Source organism: endosymbiont of Ridgeia piscesae, assembly GCF_001443665.1.
In the GTDB taxonomy this organism is placed as follows: domain Bacteria; phylum Pseudomonadota; class Gammaproteobacteria; order Chromatiales; family Chromatiaceae; genus Endoriftia; species Endoriftia persephonae.
In genome coordinates this window covers 66,197-82,455 of the sequence record NZ_KQ557117.1, presented here as the reverse complement: position 1 = coordinate 82,455, position 16,259 = coordinate 66,197, and the positions used below count along the sequence as shown (strand labels likewise).

Genomic DNA, 16,259 nt, shown 5'->3' with positions numbered 1-16,259 from the left:
AGTCTCTAAACCAACAACCTAATACCGCACGTGCAATGCGTCACCCACTCTGCTGGCTCCTCCTTCTGATGACCATCTCTACCGCTTCCGAGGCCGGCCATGCCGATCTCTACTTCAGTGCACCCTACAGCGGCCAAAAGGTCACCGAATATGAAGTCAACCTGCCGATCAGCCGGCATATTAAAAAGCCGTTCCGTATCCCTGCCGACTGTGCTGCGGCACAGACTGCCTTCCGACAGGGAGCCCAACAGTGGTGTAATCGCGTGGAGCGCACTATCTGGAGCAAGGTGCAACAGGATTGTGACTATGTGAATTTTCTATACCGGTTTAATGGACCACCAACCCATGACTTTGTCAGTGGTTATGATTTCATGAATGCCAAACTGCACGATCTGCCAATTCAGGCCGATTGTAATCCAGAGAGTGACTCAGGCAACTGCCGCCCCCTACCGCCCGGTGTACCCGACCTCACCCGTATTCTGACCAGAGTCGAGCCCAGCAGTGAGAAACCGGCGGACGATCTCCAGGCCTGCCGCATTAAAAACGGCCTTTTCCGTGGTCGCGTCGACTTCAAATCGACAGGTCTCGACTGCGAGACCGATCCCTTGGCCACCGGTTTTCGGGTGATTGCCATCGACTATGCCGATGTGAATGGCGATGGTTATCAGGATGTCACCCTGCGGTTGTTGCCCCTAGGACGGGGCGGTAGACGCGGCCCTCTAATCCTGCCGTTAACCCGCAAACAGGCAGATGGACCTTTTACCATTCCACAGAACCTGCCCGGTCCCGTGCCCAGACCCTGATGTAATAATACGATAGGGTTAGGGAGCTTCCCCGCCCTCCAAACCATGCGTATGGTTCTCCCACGCATGGCTCTCCAGCCGGTCCTTGCCTCATCGTGACTGGCTCACCAATATCCAGGCTCCTGATAAGGTGCAAGATCCCGCATTAACGAAGAATTCATTTGGCCAGCGGCGATGGTCGAAGCGTTAGCCCTTGAGCTGTCAAAGCCCCGTGGACCGCAGCCCTCGCTTTCGAGTGGGCCCTCGACGCAGACTACGACACTGTAGACGGCGGCAGCAGCAGCGAGACCGCCGACAACCGCTACCGTCCATCTGGCAGTGGGGTTCTGAGCCAGCCTAGGGGGGCTGGGCCACAGCCGATATCCACCCCCACCAAGGGGATGATCGCCCCCTTGGTGGGGATCACCGCGCCCACCGTGGCGCCAATGCCCAGCTGCACATCCGGCATCGCCGCCACATGGTGGTGCACGAGGTCGAACCTAACGATATTGCCTAGTTGCTGCAGCGCGGCGGACTCCACCTCATCGGTGTAGATCCGCATCGGCCCCCGTCCCTGGTCGAGGATCATCTTCACTGGCATAACGTCTTCTTGCCCACCAACAGGAGAGTGGGAGTGACTCACTTGCAAATACGAACGATTTGCAATAATATTTAAATCAAGGTCTATTTTTAGGTCACTTGGTGAGATCAACAATGTACGCCGAAACAACCAGCAAGATCAGCCACCCTGCAACACCTGCCACCTTAGCCCACGCCTGGCTACTCCATCGCCAGGCAAAACAGCACTCAGAGAACCATAGAACAAGACGTTGGCGGTTAATGCGCAAGGCCCTGTTGCGCTAGCCGGACAGCATCTGGGCAATCTGGCACCAACTTCCGCTGGGCAGACGGTGCTCGATGAGGCCATCTGCCCAACCAGCCACTCTCACATCCCTGCACATCCATTCGAGACGATCATGAAATATCTGCACCAACCGATGCTACTGCTGCTCGCCACCCTGATGCTGCTGCCCGCCGCCCAGGCCAACGATGAGATCGTCGTCTACTCGGCCCGCAAGGAGCATCTGATCAAGCCGCTGTTCGACGCCTACACGCAAAAAAGCGGTGTAAAGATCCGTTACATCACCGACAAAGCCGGACCGCTGCTGGCGCGGCTAAAGGCGGAGGGGGCCAACACCCCGGCGGATCTGCTGATCACGGTGGATGCGGGCAATCTCTGGCAGGCGGCCGAACAGGGTGTACTATCCCCTATCGACTCGCAGATCCTCAGCGCCAACGTGCCGGAGCATCTGCGCGCCCCCGACAACAGCTGGTTCGGCCTCTCGGTGCGCGCCCGCACTATCGTCTACAGCAGCGAGCGGATACAGCCGGGAGAGCTAAGCAGCTATGCGGCGCTAGCCGATCCCAAATGGAAGGGCCGCCTCTGTCTGCGCACCTCGAAGAAAGTCTACAATCAGTCGCTGGTAGCGATGATGATCGCCCGTCTGGGGGAGGAGAAGACGCAGCAGATCGTCGCGGGCTGGGTCGCCAACCTGGCCGCGCCGCCCTTCTCCAACGACACCAAGACGATGCAGGCAATCCTCGCCGGCCAGTGTGACCTGGGCATAGTCAACACCTACTACTTTGGCCGGCTGCAGAAAAAAGATCCATCGATCAAGCTGGCACTGTTCTGGCCCAACCAGCAGAGTAGCGGCGTACACATTAACGTCTCCGGCGCCGGCGTCACCCGTCATGCCAAGCACCGCGACGCAGCGGTGAAGCTGCTGGAGTGGCTCGCCTCCCCCGAGGCCCAGGCCCGATTTGCGGCCCTGAATATGGAGTACCCGGTCAATCCGGCAGTCCAGCCCGATCCGATGGTGACCACCTGGGGCGAGTTCAAGGGCGACCCGCTCAACGTTGCTGAGGCAGGAAGGTTGCAGGCCAAGGCGGTGATGCTGATGGACCGGGCCGGCTACCGCTGAGCCATGCCCACCGCTCCCTCTCATCTTCAGTCAACTCATGCGGCCCGGCTGTCTGATTCAGGAGTACGGCTACCAGGCTGGCAGCTGGGCTGCCTGGCGCTCGCGGCACTGATCGCAGTACCGCTGCTGCTGATCTTCTCCGGCTGGTTGCAGGGAGAGAACGCGGTCTGGCACCACCTTGCTGAGACGGTGCTGCCGGAACTGGTGTACAACACTCTGATCCTGCTCGCTGGAGTCACAGTCGGAGTGCTGCTGCTCGGCGTCGGGCTGGCTTGGCTCACCAGCCTCTGTGAGTTCCCTGGACGGCGATTCTTCGACTGGGCGCTGATGCTACCGCTGGCGGTACCCGCCTATGTGCTGGCGTTCGTGGTGTTGGGGCTGTTCGACTTCACCGGCCCCCTGCAGGGGCTGCTGCGGGAGCTATTCGGCCGAGGCGGCTTCTGGTTTCCCGAGGTGCGCTCCAGCGGCGGGGTGACCGTGGTGCTGGTACTGGTGCTCTATCCCTATGTCTACATGCTGGCCCGCTCCGCCTTTCTCACCCAGGGGCGCAGCACCCTGGAGGCGGCGCGCAGCCTCGGTCTGACACCACGGGCTGCATTTTTTCGCGTGGCCCTGCCGATGGCCCGCCCCGCCATCGTCGCCGGTACCTCACTGGCGTTGATGGAGACCCTGGCCGATTTCGGCACAGTATCGGTGTTTAACTATGACACCTTCACCACCGCCATCTACAAGGCCTGGTTCGGCCTGTTCAACCTACAGGCCGCCTCCCAGCTCGCCTCGCTGCTGTTGCTGTTTGTCGCCCTGGCGCTGGTCGCAGAGCGCCGCCTGCGCGGCCGCGCCCGTTACCACGAGACCAGTCGCGGCGCCCCGCCACAGCGCTTCCGCCTGCAGGGCTGGCGGGGCGGTGTAGCAAGTTCAGCAGCGGGACTGGTGTTCAGTCTCGCCTTTCTGCTGCCGCTGATCCAACTGCTGATCTGGGCCTGGCAGGTGGTGCAGCAGGATCTCGACCCCCGTTATTTCGAGCTGCTCGCCCACACTCTGGCGCTGGGCGGCATCTCCGCACTGATCACCATCATCGCGGCACTATTGCTCGGCTGTGCACGGCGCTTTCACGACAACCGACTCACCGCCAGCTCGGCGCGCATCGCCACCCTCGGCTACGCCCTGCCCGGCTCAGTGCTGGCGGTGGGCATCATGCTGACCTTTAGCGGCCTGGATAATCTGATCAACGCAATCTGGCGCATCTTCGATAACACCCCCCCTGGGCAGATCTTTGGCGGCAGCCTGCTGGCGCTGCTTAGCGCCTATCTGACCCGTTTTCTGGCAGTCGCCCACGGCCCTATCGAGAGCGGCCTAGAGCGCATCCGACCGAGTCTCTCCGATGCCGCTCACAACCTCGGCTGTCGTGCGCTCGGGGTGGTGCGCCGGGTCTACCTGCCACTGTTGCGCCCCGGCCTGCTCACCGCACTGCTGCTGGTGCTGGTGGATGTAATGAAGGAGATGCCCGCCACCCTACTGCTGCGCCCCTACGGCTGGGACACCCTGGCAGTACGCATCTACGAGATGACATCCGAAGGCGAGTGGGAGCGTGCCGCGCTGCCGGCGGTAACCCTGGTGTTGGCCGGGCTGCTGCCGGTGATCCTGCTAGTACGCAGCTCCAGCCATCCCCATTCAACCCAACCACACTGACCTCTTGCCATGACACAACTGCTGGAAATCGAAGGCCTTCACTGCCGCTACGCTGATCAGGATGTGGTCACTGATCTATCACTCAACGTCAGCGCCGGTATGCTGAGCTGTCTGCTCGGCCCCAGTGGCTGCGGCAAGACCACAGTGCTGCGCGCCATCGCCGGTTTCGAGTCGATCAAACAGGGCGAGATCCGCCTCAACGGTCAGATCGTCTCAAGCCCTGGTTACACGCTGCCGCCGGAGCGGCGCGGGCTCGGCATGGTGTTTCAGGACTACGCACTTTTCCCTCACCTCAGCGTGGCCAACAATATCGACTTCGGCCTGCAGCGCATCAGCCGCTTTGAGCGCCGGCGCAAGGTGGAGCAGATGCTGGAGCTGGTGGGGTTAGAGGGCTACGGCCAACGTTTTCCCCATGAGCTATCGGGGGGCCAGCAGCAGCGCGTTGCGGTGGCCCGGGCGATGGCCCCGGAGCCGCCGTTGCTGCTGCTCGACGAGCCTTTCTCCAATCTCGATGTGGAGCTGCGCGAACGACTTGCCGCTGATGTGCGGGATATCCTCAAGGCCCGTGGCACCGCCGCCATCTTCGTCACCCATGACCAGCATGAGGCGTTTGTGATGGGCGAACAGGTGGGAGTGATGCAGGCGGGCAAGATCCTGCAGTGGGACAGCCCGTTCAATCTCTACCACGAACCGGCGGACCGTTTTGTCGCCGACTTCATCGGCGAGGGGCGTTTTCTCAAAGGCCGGCTGAGCGCACCCGATCGAGTTGAGACCCCACTCGGCGAGATCCAGGGCAATCGCGCCTACGGCTGGCCCAGGGGCGCCGCAGTGGAGGTGCTGCTACGCCCGGACGATATCACCCTGGCCCCGGGCGCCGGCCTTGGGTGCCGCATCATCGAGCGCGCCTTTCGCGGCGCCCAAACGCTCTATACTCTGGCGCTGCCGGAGGGGGGTGAGCTGCTTTCGCTGCTACCGAGCCACAACGACTATCGGGTGGGCGAGCGGACTGGGGTGAAGATACAGGTGGAACACTTGATCCTGTTCCGTCAGGGGCCGCAGTAAGATAGCCCACGCAAGAGGGGATCATCGCCGATAAAGGTCGCCCCGCCGTCGTGGCTACAGGGGGTTAGCGATTGCAAACCCGCACAACGATATCGACAGCTTTCACTTTGGTCCCCTCCGGCAGAATGCCTTCTGGAAGATTCAGTAGCTGATCGCCTGGGATGTCGCTCAGCTCACCGGTATCGATATTGAAAAAGTGGTGATGAGGCTGGGTATTGCTGTCGTAGAAGGTACGTGCCGGATCGGCAACCAGCTCCCGTAGCAGCCCTTTCGAGACAAACAGCGCGAGGGTGTTATAGACAGTCGCCTTGGAGACCCGCCTGAAACGCTGACTGACCCGCTCATGGATCTGCTCAGCCGTTAGATGTTGCTTGCGGGCAAACAACAGCTCGCCGATGCTGACCCGCTGAGGCGTCGGATAGATACCACTCGAACGCAGCATCGACTCAACATCTACTGCTGGTTCCATATCGTCAGCTCTGCGCAAAGCTTCATTCATGGCGACCAGTATAATTCACCTTGTCGCGTCAAATCCAAATGTTTTTGTCAACTATTCTCCCAGCATCGGTACGGCACAACTTTGATTCCCTTTCTGCCCACTACTCCGGTTGCAAAAGATCTTCAGAAAACCACTGCACCGGCCACCACAAATATGCAGTAGAGCGCTGCATCTGCCCCAGCAAGATTTTCCGCTGATCACCTTTCCCCTCAGAGCTGAATTCAGCACCGATACAGGGGATTGCACTGGGCATTACCCCCCATGGGGGTAACGATGCATTTTCGGCAGAATCCACTAGGATGAAGTGGGGGGGGCAGAAGGGGATCTGCGCGACTCCTGAACCGAAGCACAACCCGCGCATCGGCGTTTAGCGACCTCAGATAATTCCAAAGCCAGGTCTCCAATACTTATTGCTGGAAGGATTCGAAGAGGGTATTGGAATTAGTACACATGAAAAGGACCAGCCGCCACATTCCGAACCAGCAGCCCCCCAGAGCAGCCTTTCTCCATAGCACTTTGATCTTGCCGCCGGGTCAAACACTCATCTCAGCCCCACTGCATAGAGAAGCCGGAGTTGCTGAAAAATCGTTACAAGCTAGACCTTCCAGGGCTGTACTAGAGATCGGGGGGACGCCTCTCCTGCAGAAAGCAGAAGCACCCCATGCATCAAGTTGAAACCGTCAGACAGGGCATGGTCAACCCACGCAACAACTTCACATTCTCCCAATTGCCGATCTGGCGGCAGATCCTGCTGTTGCTTGGAGGGAGCATATTGCTGGTCGGGTATGCCGTCGGCATAGTGTTCGAGCAACTAGAGACAGATTATCTCAGGCAAAATCTGGAAGAACAGAATCACAGAATCCTGAGCGTCCTCTCAGCCACCAGTATCGATGCGGTAATCAGCGAAGATCAGGCGCGACTCGAGACCATCATCACCCAGTTGGCAACCCTGGACCCGAACATCCTCTCCCTGACAATGGAGAATGAGCGAAGAGAAACTCTCGCCCACTGGCAGCGAATCAGCGATACCGGCGCTATGACTCACCTCGCCTTTGCCGAGGATATCCTGTTCGACGGCGAACACTTCGGACGCATCTTCATCGACTGGAACATCCAACCACTACAACAACAGATCGACCTGCATGTTCTCAGCATGCGCCTCTTCAGTACCGCAGTGTTGATTGCGCTAACCGGCCTGATCCTTTTCTGGATCTATCTGCTGATCTCCAAACCAATCAACACCCTGAACAAACGACTCCACATGATCGCTCAAGGCGATCTCACCAGTGAGGTTCACATCTCCAGCGGCAAGGAATTGATCCGGCTCGCCGACTCGGTCAATACTCTGAGCCGAATCCTGAGGATCAACGAGAGCCGGAAAAAGGAGATCCGCCAACTCGCCTTCTTCGATAAAACCACCGGCCTCGCCAGCCGGGCGCACTTTCTGCAGCGCTTCAGCGACACCCTCAAGGCGGCAACCCGGCGTGACGAACAGCTGGCGCTGATTTTCCTCGATCTGGACGGTTTCAAGGATATCAACGACAGCATGGGGCATGAGACGGGAGACCAACTCCTCGCCATTATCGGCCAACGCCTCGAAAAACCGCTGCGCGATGTCGACTTCGCGGCCCGCTTTGGCGGCGATGAGTTCTGCATCATCGTCGACAATATTACTGATGAGTTCGACGCCGCCGAGGTGGCCAACCGCTGTCTAAAAGAGATCCATCAGCCGGTCGAGCTCGGCACCCAGACAGTGCGCCCGATGGCAAGCTTGGGCATTGCTCTGTTTCCCAAGGATGGCAGCGACATGCAGCAACTGCTCAAAGCGGCGGACAGCGCCATGTACGCCGCCAAGGAAGCGGGCAAACACCGCTATGCCTTCTATATCCCCGAATTGACCACTCAGGCCAGCCAACGCCTCGCCCTTGAGCAGCAGCTACGGGTAGCGGTCGACAACAACGACTTCACACTCCACTATCAGCCACAGATATCCCTGAGCAGCGGCAAAGTCACCGGCGTTGAAGCCCTAATCCGCTGGCACCACGCCGAACTTGGTGACATCCCTCCGAGCGAATTCATCAACCTCGCCGAGCGGATCGGCCTGATCCAGGAGATCGGTGAATGGGTTCTAGAAACCGCCTGCCGTCAGGCCGCTAGCTGGCATCACGATGCTCTCGATCAACTCCAGGTTGCGGTCAACATCTCCGCCATCCACTTCACTGATCTCGACTTCGTGAATATGGTCACGCGGGTGCTTAACACCACCGGCATTGATCCGAAGCGATTGGAGATCGAAGTCACCGAAAGTGTTATACAGCTGGGTGACAACTATTCCATCACTTGCCAGCAGTTGGATGCACTCGGGATAAAGGTAGCGGTTGATGACTTTGGCACCGGCTACTCTTCCCTCGCGGTATTGAAACAGCTGCCGATCGACACCCTCAAGGTGGACCGGCTGTTTATCAAGGATCTGCAACACGAGGCAAAATCCACTGTGCTCGTCGGCACCATTATTGGCATGGCCCAGGCACTGGGTTACAAGGTGGTTGCCGAAGGAGCCGAAACACTCGAACAGATTCAGATCTTGCGGGGGCTGGGATGTCACCAAGTCCAAGGCTACTATTTCAGCCCGCCAGTACCAGCCGATCAGATCCCCTCACTGGTCAGCAAAGTACATTTTTAGCAGGCTGATAGCTCCACATCACAGCAAACAACCGGCTACACATGGAATGTAACAACGCTACCCTGAACCAACGCCTGAGTGGAAACACCAGACTTCCGGTATTACCCCCCGGGGTCTCCTATCTACTAAAGGTGGTCATGGATGACGAGATTGGATTTCACGAATTGGCCCATGAGATTGAGCGCTTCCCCACTATCACCGCTCGACTGATCTCCCTCGCCAACTCCGCCTGGGCATCCCCCCGTAGCCCGGTCACCAACCTGAATCAGGCCTGTGTGCAACTTGGACTACAGGTAGTACGGAGCCTGAGCATCGCGCTCGCTATCTCATCACCCTTCAGCCCATCACGCTGTCCGGCATTCCACGCCGAACGATTCTGGTGCACCTGCATGCTGGTTGGCGAAGGGGCCGGCAGACTCAGCGAACAGGCCGGAGCACGACTCGAATGCGACCCACAGACAGCGCGTACCGCCGGACTGCTACACAGCCTGGGGCTGTTGTGGCTCGCCGACAACATACCGGAAGAAACCGCACAGGCGCTCAGCCTCGACGAAGCAGATCCAACCTCCAGCGTTCGCCAAGCCCTCAGACAAACAGTTGGCGATGACTACTGTAGCGTCGGCGGATGCTTGGGCCAGGCCTGGGCTCTACCCGATGTTCTGACAAATGCCATGAGATACCACTGCGACAAGAGTTACCACGGCACATCATGGCAGACCGCAGCACTAGTTGGCAGCGCCGCCAATATGGTTTCCAGACTCTATCGAGGTGAGGATTTTCAAGCAGAAGACCCCAGAGTGAAAAAACTTGAATTCGACGAATCCGAGCTGGAGAGCGTGTTTCAAAAACTTGCCGATCAGTTCGAACGAACCCAAGAATTGGCCAAGGAGCTTTTCCAAAACAATTGAGGAGCCGCTGAACGACGCGGGACGAGCAGAATTTCGAGATCAAATTTTCTGCTACAAGCCGGAAGTTCCAGATGGCTCTTCCCCTAATTTGGTGGGCAACTCCTACAGCTCAACCCCTTCGGGGTAGCGATTCAGTCCTCCAAGATGGAAGTAGGTGGGCGTAGCGAAGTGCTGCTTATTATGGAATCCTCTGCTCCGTACCCTGACCACTTTGATGCGACGATTGTTCCCTTCGGCGAGGCCATTGCAAGGGAGCTGATGGGGAGGGACCTTGTCTCTGCAGCTCCAGGTGAGAAACTGGATAATGTGCTGCATCGTATGATGGAGTTTGAATTAGAGGCGATGCCCGTGATCGATGATACGCACAAAATAATTGTGCAATATTAATCTGACCGATGCGTTTCGTGCAGCACAACAATGCGACCTCTAAATTACCTACCGAGCATTCATTCAAAGGATCATTCATGCCCAGTTCCCCCATAGACGACATCCTCCACCGTCTGCATACCCTGCAGGCGGAATTGGAACGTGAGATCGACCAACTACTGGACGAAAAACGCAAACTCTTCCACTACACCCTGGAACAAGGCAGGGTCCGATTTGAACAGGGCATGCGGGCGTTGCAACGCCATCAGAAAGTGGGGATTTGGACCTATCTTCGTGCGGCACGGCTTGGACATCTGCTCACTGCACCTGTTATCTATGGTGTGTTCATCCCTTTCGTATTGCTGGACATCATAGCTACGCTCTACCAGCATATCTGTTTCCGTGTGTACGGCATTCCACGCGTGGTGCGCAGGGATTACCTGGTCATTGACCGGCAGCACCTGGCTTATCTCAACGCCATCCAAAAACTTAACTGCATCTACTGTGGTTATGGCAGCGGCTTGATCGAGTATGTCCGTGAGATTGCCGCCAGAACTGAACAATACTGGTGCCCCATCAAACATGCACGACGCACTCCAGACCCCCATCGATTGGTTGAGCGATTTGTGGACTATGGGGATGCTGACGCCTATACGGCTAGGCTGAAGGCCCTGCGGCAGGAGATCGCCACTTTGAAGAAAACCGCGTCTCCCGCCTCACAAGACGGAGAAGATAGATAAATCGGGCCAACCTGCCAGCTGGCTTCCATAACCTCACCGCCCGCCAATACGACAACCGCTCCCTCTCCCAAGGAGCGCCAGGCCCCCTCGGCTAAGGCACGCTGGCCACAAGGACAATTTCCTGCTGTTGCCGGGTCAAGGTCACACCGGCGCCAGCCAACTCTTCTTCCATTACCGGTTGATCGCCGCGCGATGGGAGCAGGCCATATGAAAAGGATCTTTCATGAATACAATCCTCCAGAAACATTAATGCCACAAACCTGTTACATGCCATCACGGCCTTCGACTCACTAAATAAACTGGGGCATCGTCTTGTAAGAAGCCACGCTCACGCCTGATAAAGGATAAAGGTTCCACAACGGGTGGCTTGAGTGCCATCAAGCGGCGCACCCGCTCTTTAGTCGGCGGGTGGGTCCGCAGCAGTGAAGGCTCCGGGATGCGCCGTCCGGGCAGAAAAAGTCGTTCAAGCAAAGAACCGGAGCGCTGTTCGATCTTGACCAGGGCATTGGCCAGCCCTTCTGGATCACCCGTGAGACGGGCTGCGCTGAGATCCGCCTCATATTCCCGGGTACGAGAGAGCCCCAACTGGGCCAGCGCGCTCAGATTGGGGGCAAAGATAAGCAACAGAATAGCGAACCAGTTGATGCTCACATTCGACATCACGATCAGTGGCAGGTTGAGCAGCAGAAGGAACTGACCAAGCAGGGAGAGTAGGCTGGTCAAACGGCTGAACAGATCAGCCATCCCCATCACCCACATGTCGTTATTGCGAACATGGCTCACTTCATGTGCCAATACTCCGACTGTCTCCCGTGTATCCAGTGAACGCAACAGGCCATCGGTCACCGCGATTACCGCTTCGTTCCGGCTTCCCACCGTAAAGGCATTGACCATAGGGCTAGGGACATAGAAAAGCTCAGGAACCCTGTGGAGCCCTGCTCTGTGGGCCAGCTCCCTCAAAGTTGAATCAAGTGTTGGCGCCTTAACCGACGTCAGGCGAGTAGCCCGGTACATGCGCATGATCAGCCAGGGTGAAGCGACTGGATTGAACAACAACAACACAAAACCCAGTAGCAACAGCCAGAAGATGCCGTCAACTCCCCATAGCACCCAGCCCAGCAGAGACAGAAAGCTCACCATAGCCACGAGCAACAACAAAGATTGAATGCGATTTGCCAATGCGTGTTGATGCCAGATTTGTGAGTCTATGGCCATTAGCAACCCCGCTCCAGCCAGTGCAGTCGTGCTCGCAAACCGTCAATTTCGTCCATCAGATCCAGCGCCAGCGCGGCACCAGCAATATTAATTCCGAGATCCTGCTGGAGACGCCTGACGGTACGCGCCCGATGCAGGCAGAGTCCGGAAAAACGCCAGTGGACGGCATCACAGCCACTCGGCTCCAGAACGCCCTCATCCACCAGTTCAATGATCCATTCGGCATGCACCATACAGGCACGGCTCAGCTCACCCAGAGTCAGGAAGCTCTCTTCATCCAGCAGAAAACCAGTCAGAATATCTTTGCTCATGCTCAGCTAAACTCCCAATCTGGCGCGTGGGTTGAACGCCAGTTCCTGTTCCATCTTGCGATAAAGGGCTTGTGCGCGCTCCGTATCCCCAGACGGCAACGCAATACGCAAAACGGCATAGAAATCACCAGGATTCTTTCCGGGGATACCCCGTCCTTTCAGCCGCAGCTTGCGCCCCGAGGTGGAGCCGGCAGGTATCCTCAAATCGATAATCCCCGCTGGAGTCGGGGTTTTGACTTTGGCCCCAAGCGCTGCCTCCCAGGGGGCTACCGGCAGTTCCAGATAGAGATCCCGTCCTTCAACGCGGTAGAAGGGGTGCGGCCTGAATTCCACCTCCAGATAGAGATCGCCAGCACTTCCACCCTCCACACCGGGAGAACCCTGTCCCGCCAGCCTGATCTGCTGTCCCTGTTTGACCCCTTTTGGGATTCTCACGTTCAAAGTGCGCTCATGGGTAATCACATGCCCCTGGGCGTCCAGTTCAGGTGCACGTAGAGTGATCGTGCGGGTGGCACCATGGAAGGCATCCTCCAAATCGATCAACACCTTGGCATGATGATCTACTCCTTGAGTGCGGAAATGCGGCCCGGCTCTCCGTGCATCAGCAAAACCACCACTGCCTCCCCTGCCAAAAAGGGTCTCAAAAAAGTCACTGAAGGCCGAGGCGTCCCCCGGCGTGAAGCCGCCACCGCGGAACTCAAACCCTGCATCCCAGTCCGGCGGCGGCCGGAACTCCTGGCCAGCCTTCCAGTTGGCGCCAAGTTGATCGTAGGCCGCCCGCTTCTCCGGATCTTTCAGCACCTCGTAGGCTTCACCCACTTCTTTGAACTTGGCTTCGGCATTCGGCTCCTTACTCACATCCGGATGATATTTACGCGCCAATTTGCGGTAGGCTCGCTTGATTTCATCCTGAGTAGCGCCTTTTTCGACACCCATGATCTTGTAGTAGTCTTTGTATTCCATAGTAGTACTGTTGTCTCTGCCCTAAGCCTCTAATAGAAATCACTCAGGTTGTCATTGCCAGTTCAGCACCACATATTGCTGCATATCACCTCTACGGATGAGCAACAGCACACGCTTGTCATTGCTACCATTTTCCACCGCATGCTTGAACTCGGCAGCGCTTTTCACTGGTTTATGCTCCACCTGCATGATCACCGCACCGGGCTTAATCCCCGCCATGGCGGCAATAGATCCAGGCCTGACTTCCGTCACCACCACACCTTCACCCGCTTTGGTGCCAAACTGATCGGCCAACTGAGGTGTTAACGTCTGCACGCTCAGGCCAAGCTCATCAGCACTTTGGGCAGGGCCCTCGGCAATTAGTTTGTCTTTGGCGAGTGTGCCGATGGTTACAGTGATGCCTCGGCGCTTACCGTCACGGACAATGGTTAGTTGTTCTCGGCTTCCCGGCGAGGTAAGCGAGACTTGGTTACGGAAACGGCCAACATCGGTCACAGGCTTGCCTTGATATGCAACGATCACATCACCCTGCCGCAAACCTGCCTGAGCGGCCGGGGAGTCTTCTGATACCTGGGCTATCAGAATGCCCAGGTTCTGATCAAGGCCGAAAGATTCCGCCAATTCAGGGGTTAGCGCCTGGATAACAATCCCGAGATAGCCTCGTGTCACCTCGCCACCATCCATCAATTGATTGGCGATAGCCTTAGCCAGGTTAATGGGTATGGCGAAGCCAACCCCCATATAGCCACCACTACGAGAAAAAATTGCAGTATTAATACCGACAACCTCACCGTCCAGGTTGACCAGTGGGCCTCCGGAGTTGCCGGGATTAATGGCCGCATCAGTCTGGATGAAATCCTCATAGTCGTTGATGCCAAGACTGGTGCGTCCCTTGGCGCTGACTACACCCACCGTGAGGGTATGGCTCAGACCAAAGGGATTGCCAATGGCTACCACCCACTCACCAACTTCAAGCTTCGAGGAGTCGCCCAACGATAGCGCCGGAAGCCCGCCTGTATTGATCACAAGCACGGCTACGTCGGACTGCGGATCCCTACCCTCAATCTTGGCATCGAATTCACGTCCGTCCTGAAGCTTCACCCGTATCTTATCGGCATCTTCCACCACATGATTGTTAGTCAGGATATAGCTCTGATCGGACAACAGGCCATCTTTGGTTGCGAAGACAAAACCCGAGCCCTGACTGATTGTACGGCGTTCACCTCGCGGCATCTCAGAACGTGGACTGTGGGGGATTCCTGGAAACCGGTCACCGAAAAATCGCTTGAACAGATCATCGTTGAATGGCGACCTGTCACCGAAAGGTGAAGAAAACCCGGTGACTGCAGAGCCAGATGCCTTGCCTTCAACCTGGATAAAAACTACCGATGGCGAGACCGTTCGGGCCACCGACGCAAAGGCCTTGCCAGTCTCCCGCAGGTTTTCGATACCACCGTCCTGCGCATAAGCTGGCGATACAATGCACAAGAGCAAAACCAGGAGTGGAACGATTCGATTTATCTTCATGTCATACTCCTCAGTGACAAGTGTAGAAAGCTGTATTGGCTAAATTCTTGAGGGCGCTGTCAGCGCACTTTCACTTTAATTCTTCTACTGCGCCGGGCCGACGATTTCGGCAACTCCACCCGCAGAACGCCGCGCCTGTACCGGGCTGAGGCCTTATCGCTGTCTACTTCATCCGGCAACCATATCGCGCGTTCAAAATGACCATAGGCACACTCGGATATTTGATAGCGCCCCTCAGTGCGTTCACTCTGGAGTTGCTTCTCACCACAAACCACCAGCATGTCATCGACGACATCCAGCCTGAATTCATCCGGCTCCATACCCGGCACCTCCAGACGTACGATCACCCGGTCATCATCATCAAAGACCTCGGCTGCCAATACGCCCCAGCCGGAACTGCGGATAGCAATCTCCCCCCCATCTCTGGATCTAAGCTCCCCCTTAGAACCATGTGGCGTGAATCGCGTTATGGCATTTGTCGCGCGGCGATAGAGATCACGCCAGCCATCCACCAATGCATCCCATGCGTGATTCATTCCTTCACCAAGTTGCTCTAGTGTTGACATCGTCGCCTACTCCAAATTGATATCTTTCCCTTTACTGGTACTGCTAAAGACGTGGGAATTGACGATCGATTTTTCAAGAGCAACCTCTTCCTCTCCATCCAGCCGAAATCATGCAGCGACAGAGGTTCATTTCTCTCCTGAGAAGGCGGCTCCCGACCCTATCAAAGTGTAGCTGGAGGTACCGAGCACCGAAACAAAGACCTGGGCACTGCAGTACCTCGCCCGTTCCTGATACAGCACGTCAGCCGGTTACCACAATAATTGAAGGGTCACCCCTTTGCGTTTCAGCTTCTGGTAGATACGGAAGTAACCCGACTCGATAAAGCGATTGAATTTAGCTTGGATTGGAAACAGACGGGCCTCGTTGACACCCTCGGACAGCGACCAGCTGATGCTCTGAGCCACAGTAAGATTGACGTACTTGCTGGCTGCACCTTTGGAGAGGCATAGACGCAGACGACCTTCTCATGACTGAGTTTGGATGAGTTTCCCGGAGCAGCCCTGGAAATCGAACCAATCGGGATAAGCCTAGAATTTCCGCCGACAGGCGCGACGCAAACCGTCTCTTAATTAGTATGAGTTATCAGGGGGCCGGCTCAGTAAAAATCTTACAAGCGGCTGATTTGATGGAAGATTATCTTGGTTGACTGGTACGGTATCGAAGCATTGCAAAAATCCACATCTTATTGTTTTTATAGACTATTTGGCGGAGAGGGAGGGATTCGAACCCTCGGAACCCGCAAGGGTTCACTTGATTTCGAGTCAAGCCCGTTCGGCCAGCTCCGGCACCTCTCCAAAAACTCTGCTATCTAGCAGCCCATAGGGCTGCGGTTCACTTGATTTCATTCAGCACAGCCATGTGCCTCACCCTGTGGGCAACGCCTACGGCGTTGTGAAACGGGCCTCCTGCCCATTTGCTCGACTCAAGCCGTTCGGCCAGTTCCCGCACCTCTCCTGATACGTCGT

General features: G+C 57.0%; 17 protein-coding genes and 1 tRNA gene. 8 read left to right on the top strand and 10 right to left on the bottom strand.

The window, feature by feature from the left end; genetic code table 11:
- Positions 1–68: 68 nt before the first annotated feature.
- The gene (locus Ga0074115_RS02670; protein WP_060528192.1) at positions 69–803 is read left to right on the top strand and encodes a hypothetical protein; all 735 of its coding nucleotides are present in this window, start codon (positions 69–71) and stop codon (positions 801–803) included.
- A gap of 301 nt (positions 804–1,104) precedes the next feature.
- Here Ga0074115_RS02670 and Ga0074115_RS02665 read toward each other — a convergent pair whose 3' ends face one another.
- Positions 1,105–1,383 (bottom strand): RtcB family protein, encoded by a 279-nt coding sequence (locus tag Ga0074115_RS02665; RefSeq protein ID WP_057955970.1) that lies wholly within the window; start codon positions 1,381–1,383, stop codon positions 1,105–1,107.
- A 376-nt stretch (positions 1,384–1,759) separates the two neighbouring features.
- Here Ga0074115_RS02665 and Ga0074115_RS02660 point away from each other — a divergent pair, with 376 nt between their 5' ends.
- Genes Ga0074115_RS02660 through Ga0074115_RS02650 form a run of 3 tightly spaced genes read left to right on the top strand, consistent with a single transcriptional unit; the run spans position 1,760 to position 5,515 of the window.
- Positions 1,760–2,764 carry a Fe(3+) ABC transporter substrate-binding protein gene (locus Ga0074115_RS02660; RefSeq protein WP_060528191.1) on the top strand — a complete coding sequence of 335 codons (1,005 nt, stop codon included), beginning with the start codon at positions 1,760–1,762 and terminating at the stop codon, positions 2,762–2,764.
- A gap of 3 nt (positions 2,765–2,767) precedes the next feature.
- Entirely contained in the window at positions 2,768–4,453 is a 1,686-nt protein-coding gene (locus tag Ga0074115_RS02655; protein WP_060528179.1) for an ABC transporter permease, read from the top strand.
- Between the two features lie 9 nt (positions 4,454–4,462).
- Entirely contained in the window at positions 4,463–5,515 is a 1,053-nt protein-coding gene (locus Ga0074115_RS02650) for an ABC transporter ATP-binding protein (protein ID WP_057955968.1), read from the top strand.
- 64 nt (positions 5,516–5,579) lie between these two features.
- Here the strand turns inward: Ga0074115_RS02650 and Ga0074115_RS02645 are convergent, their stop codons facing one another.
- Positions 5,580–5,984: a Fur family transcriptional regulator gene (locus Ga0074115_RS02645; RefSeq protein ID WP_006474242.1), complete on the bottom strand. Its 405-nt coding sequence runs from the start codon at positions 5,982–5,984 to the stop codon at positions 5,580–5,582.
- Positions 5,985–6,675: 691 nt separating this feature from the next.
- Between Ga0074115_RS02645 and Ga0074115_RS02640 the strand changes: the two genes are divergently transcribed.
- Positions 6,676–8,697 (top strand): putative bifunctional diguanylate cyclase/phosphodiesterase, encoded by a 2,022-nt coding sequence (locus Ga0074115_RS02640; protein WP_060528178.1) that lies wholly within the window; start codon positions 6,676–6,678, stop codon positions 8,695–8,697.
- 41 nt (positions 8,698–8,738) lie between these two features.
- Positions 8,739–9,605: an HDOD domain-containing protein gene (locus tag Ga0074115_RS02635; RefSeq protein WP_087959717.1), complete on the top strand. Its 867-nt coding sequence runs from the start codon at positions 8,739–8,741 to the stop codon at positions 9,603–9,605.
- Positions 9,606–9,707: 102 nt separating this feature from the next.
- Here the strand turns inward: Ga0074115_RS02635 and Ga0074115_RS16115 are convergent, their stop codons facing one another.
- Positions 9,708–9,920: a transposase gene (locus tag Ga0074115_RS16115; RefSeq protein ID WP_157292620.1), complete on the bottom strand. Its 213-nt coding sequence runs from the start codon at positions 9,918–9,920 to the stop codon at positions 9,708–9,710.
- Between Ga0074115_RS16115 and Ga0074115_RS17145 the strand changes: the two genes are divergently transcribed.
- The gene (locus Ga0074115_RS17145; protein ID WP_324617005.1) at positions 9,864–9,992 is read left to right on the top strand and encodes a hypothetical protein; all 129 of its coding nucleotides are present in this window, start codon (positions 9,864–9,866) and stop codon (positions 9,990–9,992) included. The two genes, Ga0074115_RS16115 and Ga0074115_RS17145, sit on opposite strands and share 57 nt — an antisense overlap.
- Positions 9,993–10,069: 77 nt before the next feature.
- The gene (locus Ga0074115_RS02625) at positions 10,070–10,711 is read left to right on the top strand and encodes a hypothetical protein (RefSeq protein ID WP_057956922.1); all 642 of its coding nucleotides are present in this window, start codon (positions 10,070–10,072) and stop codon (positions 10,709–10,711) included.
- Positions 10,712–10,984: 273 nt separating this feature from the next.
- Here Ga0074115_RS02625 and Ga0074115_RS02620 read toward each other — a convergent pair whose 3' ends face one another.
- From Ga0074115_RS02620 to Ga0074115_RS02595, 7 genes are all read right to left on the bottom strand, one after another.
- On the bottom strand, positions 10,985–11,926 hold the full coding sequence (locus Ga0074115_RS02620) for a zinc metalloprotease HtpX (RefSeq protein ID WP_057956921.1): 942 nt from the start codon (positions 11,924–11,926) through the stop codon (positions 10,985–10,987).
- Complete coding sequence (locus tag Ga0074115_RS02615; protein WP_057956920.1) at positions 11,926–12,237, bottom strand: chaperone modulator CbpM; 312 nt, start codon at positions 12,235–12,237, stop codon at positions 11,926–11,928. The genes Ga0074115_RS02620 and Ga0074115_RS02615 overlap by 1 nt, the downstream gene beginning before the upstream one ends.
- Positions 12,238–12,243: 6 nt before the next feature.
- Positions 12,244–13,200, bottom strand: coding sequence for a DnaJ C-terminal domain-containing protein (locus Ga0074115_RS02610; protein WP_057956919.1), 957 nt, complete (start codon positions 13,198–13,200; stop codon positions 12,244–12,246).
- A gap of 51 nt (positions 13,201–13,251) precedes the next feature.
- The gene (locus Ga0074115_RS02605) at positions 13,252–14,727 is read right to left on the bottom strand and encodes a DegQ family serine endoprotease (protein ID WP_060528176.1); all 1,476 of its coding nucleotides are present in this window, start codon (positions 14,725–14,727) and stop codon (positions 13,252–13,254) included.
- Between the two features lie 59 nt (positions 14,728–14,786).
- Positions 14,787–15,293: an Hsp20/alpha crystallin family protein gene (locus Ga0074115_RS02600; protein ID WP_057956918.1), complete on the bottom strand. Its 507-nt coding sequence runs from the start codon at positions 15,291–15,293 to the stop codon at positions 14,787–14,789.
- A gap of 249 nt (positions 15,294–15,542) precedes the next feature.
- Positions 15,543–15,698 (bottom strand): hypothetical protein, encoded by a 156-nt coding sequence (locus tag Ga0074115_RS16110; RefSeq protein ID WP_157292618.1) that lies wholly within the window; start codon positions 15,696–15,698, stop codon positions 15,543–15,545.
- A gap of 299 nt (positions 15,699–15,997) precedes the next feature.
- A tRNA-Ser gene (locus Ga0074115_RS02595) sits at positions 15,998–16,088 on the bottom strand.
- Positions 16,089–16,259: the final 171 nt, after the last annotated feature.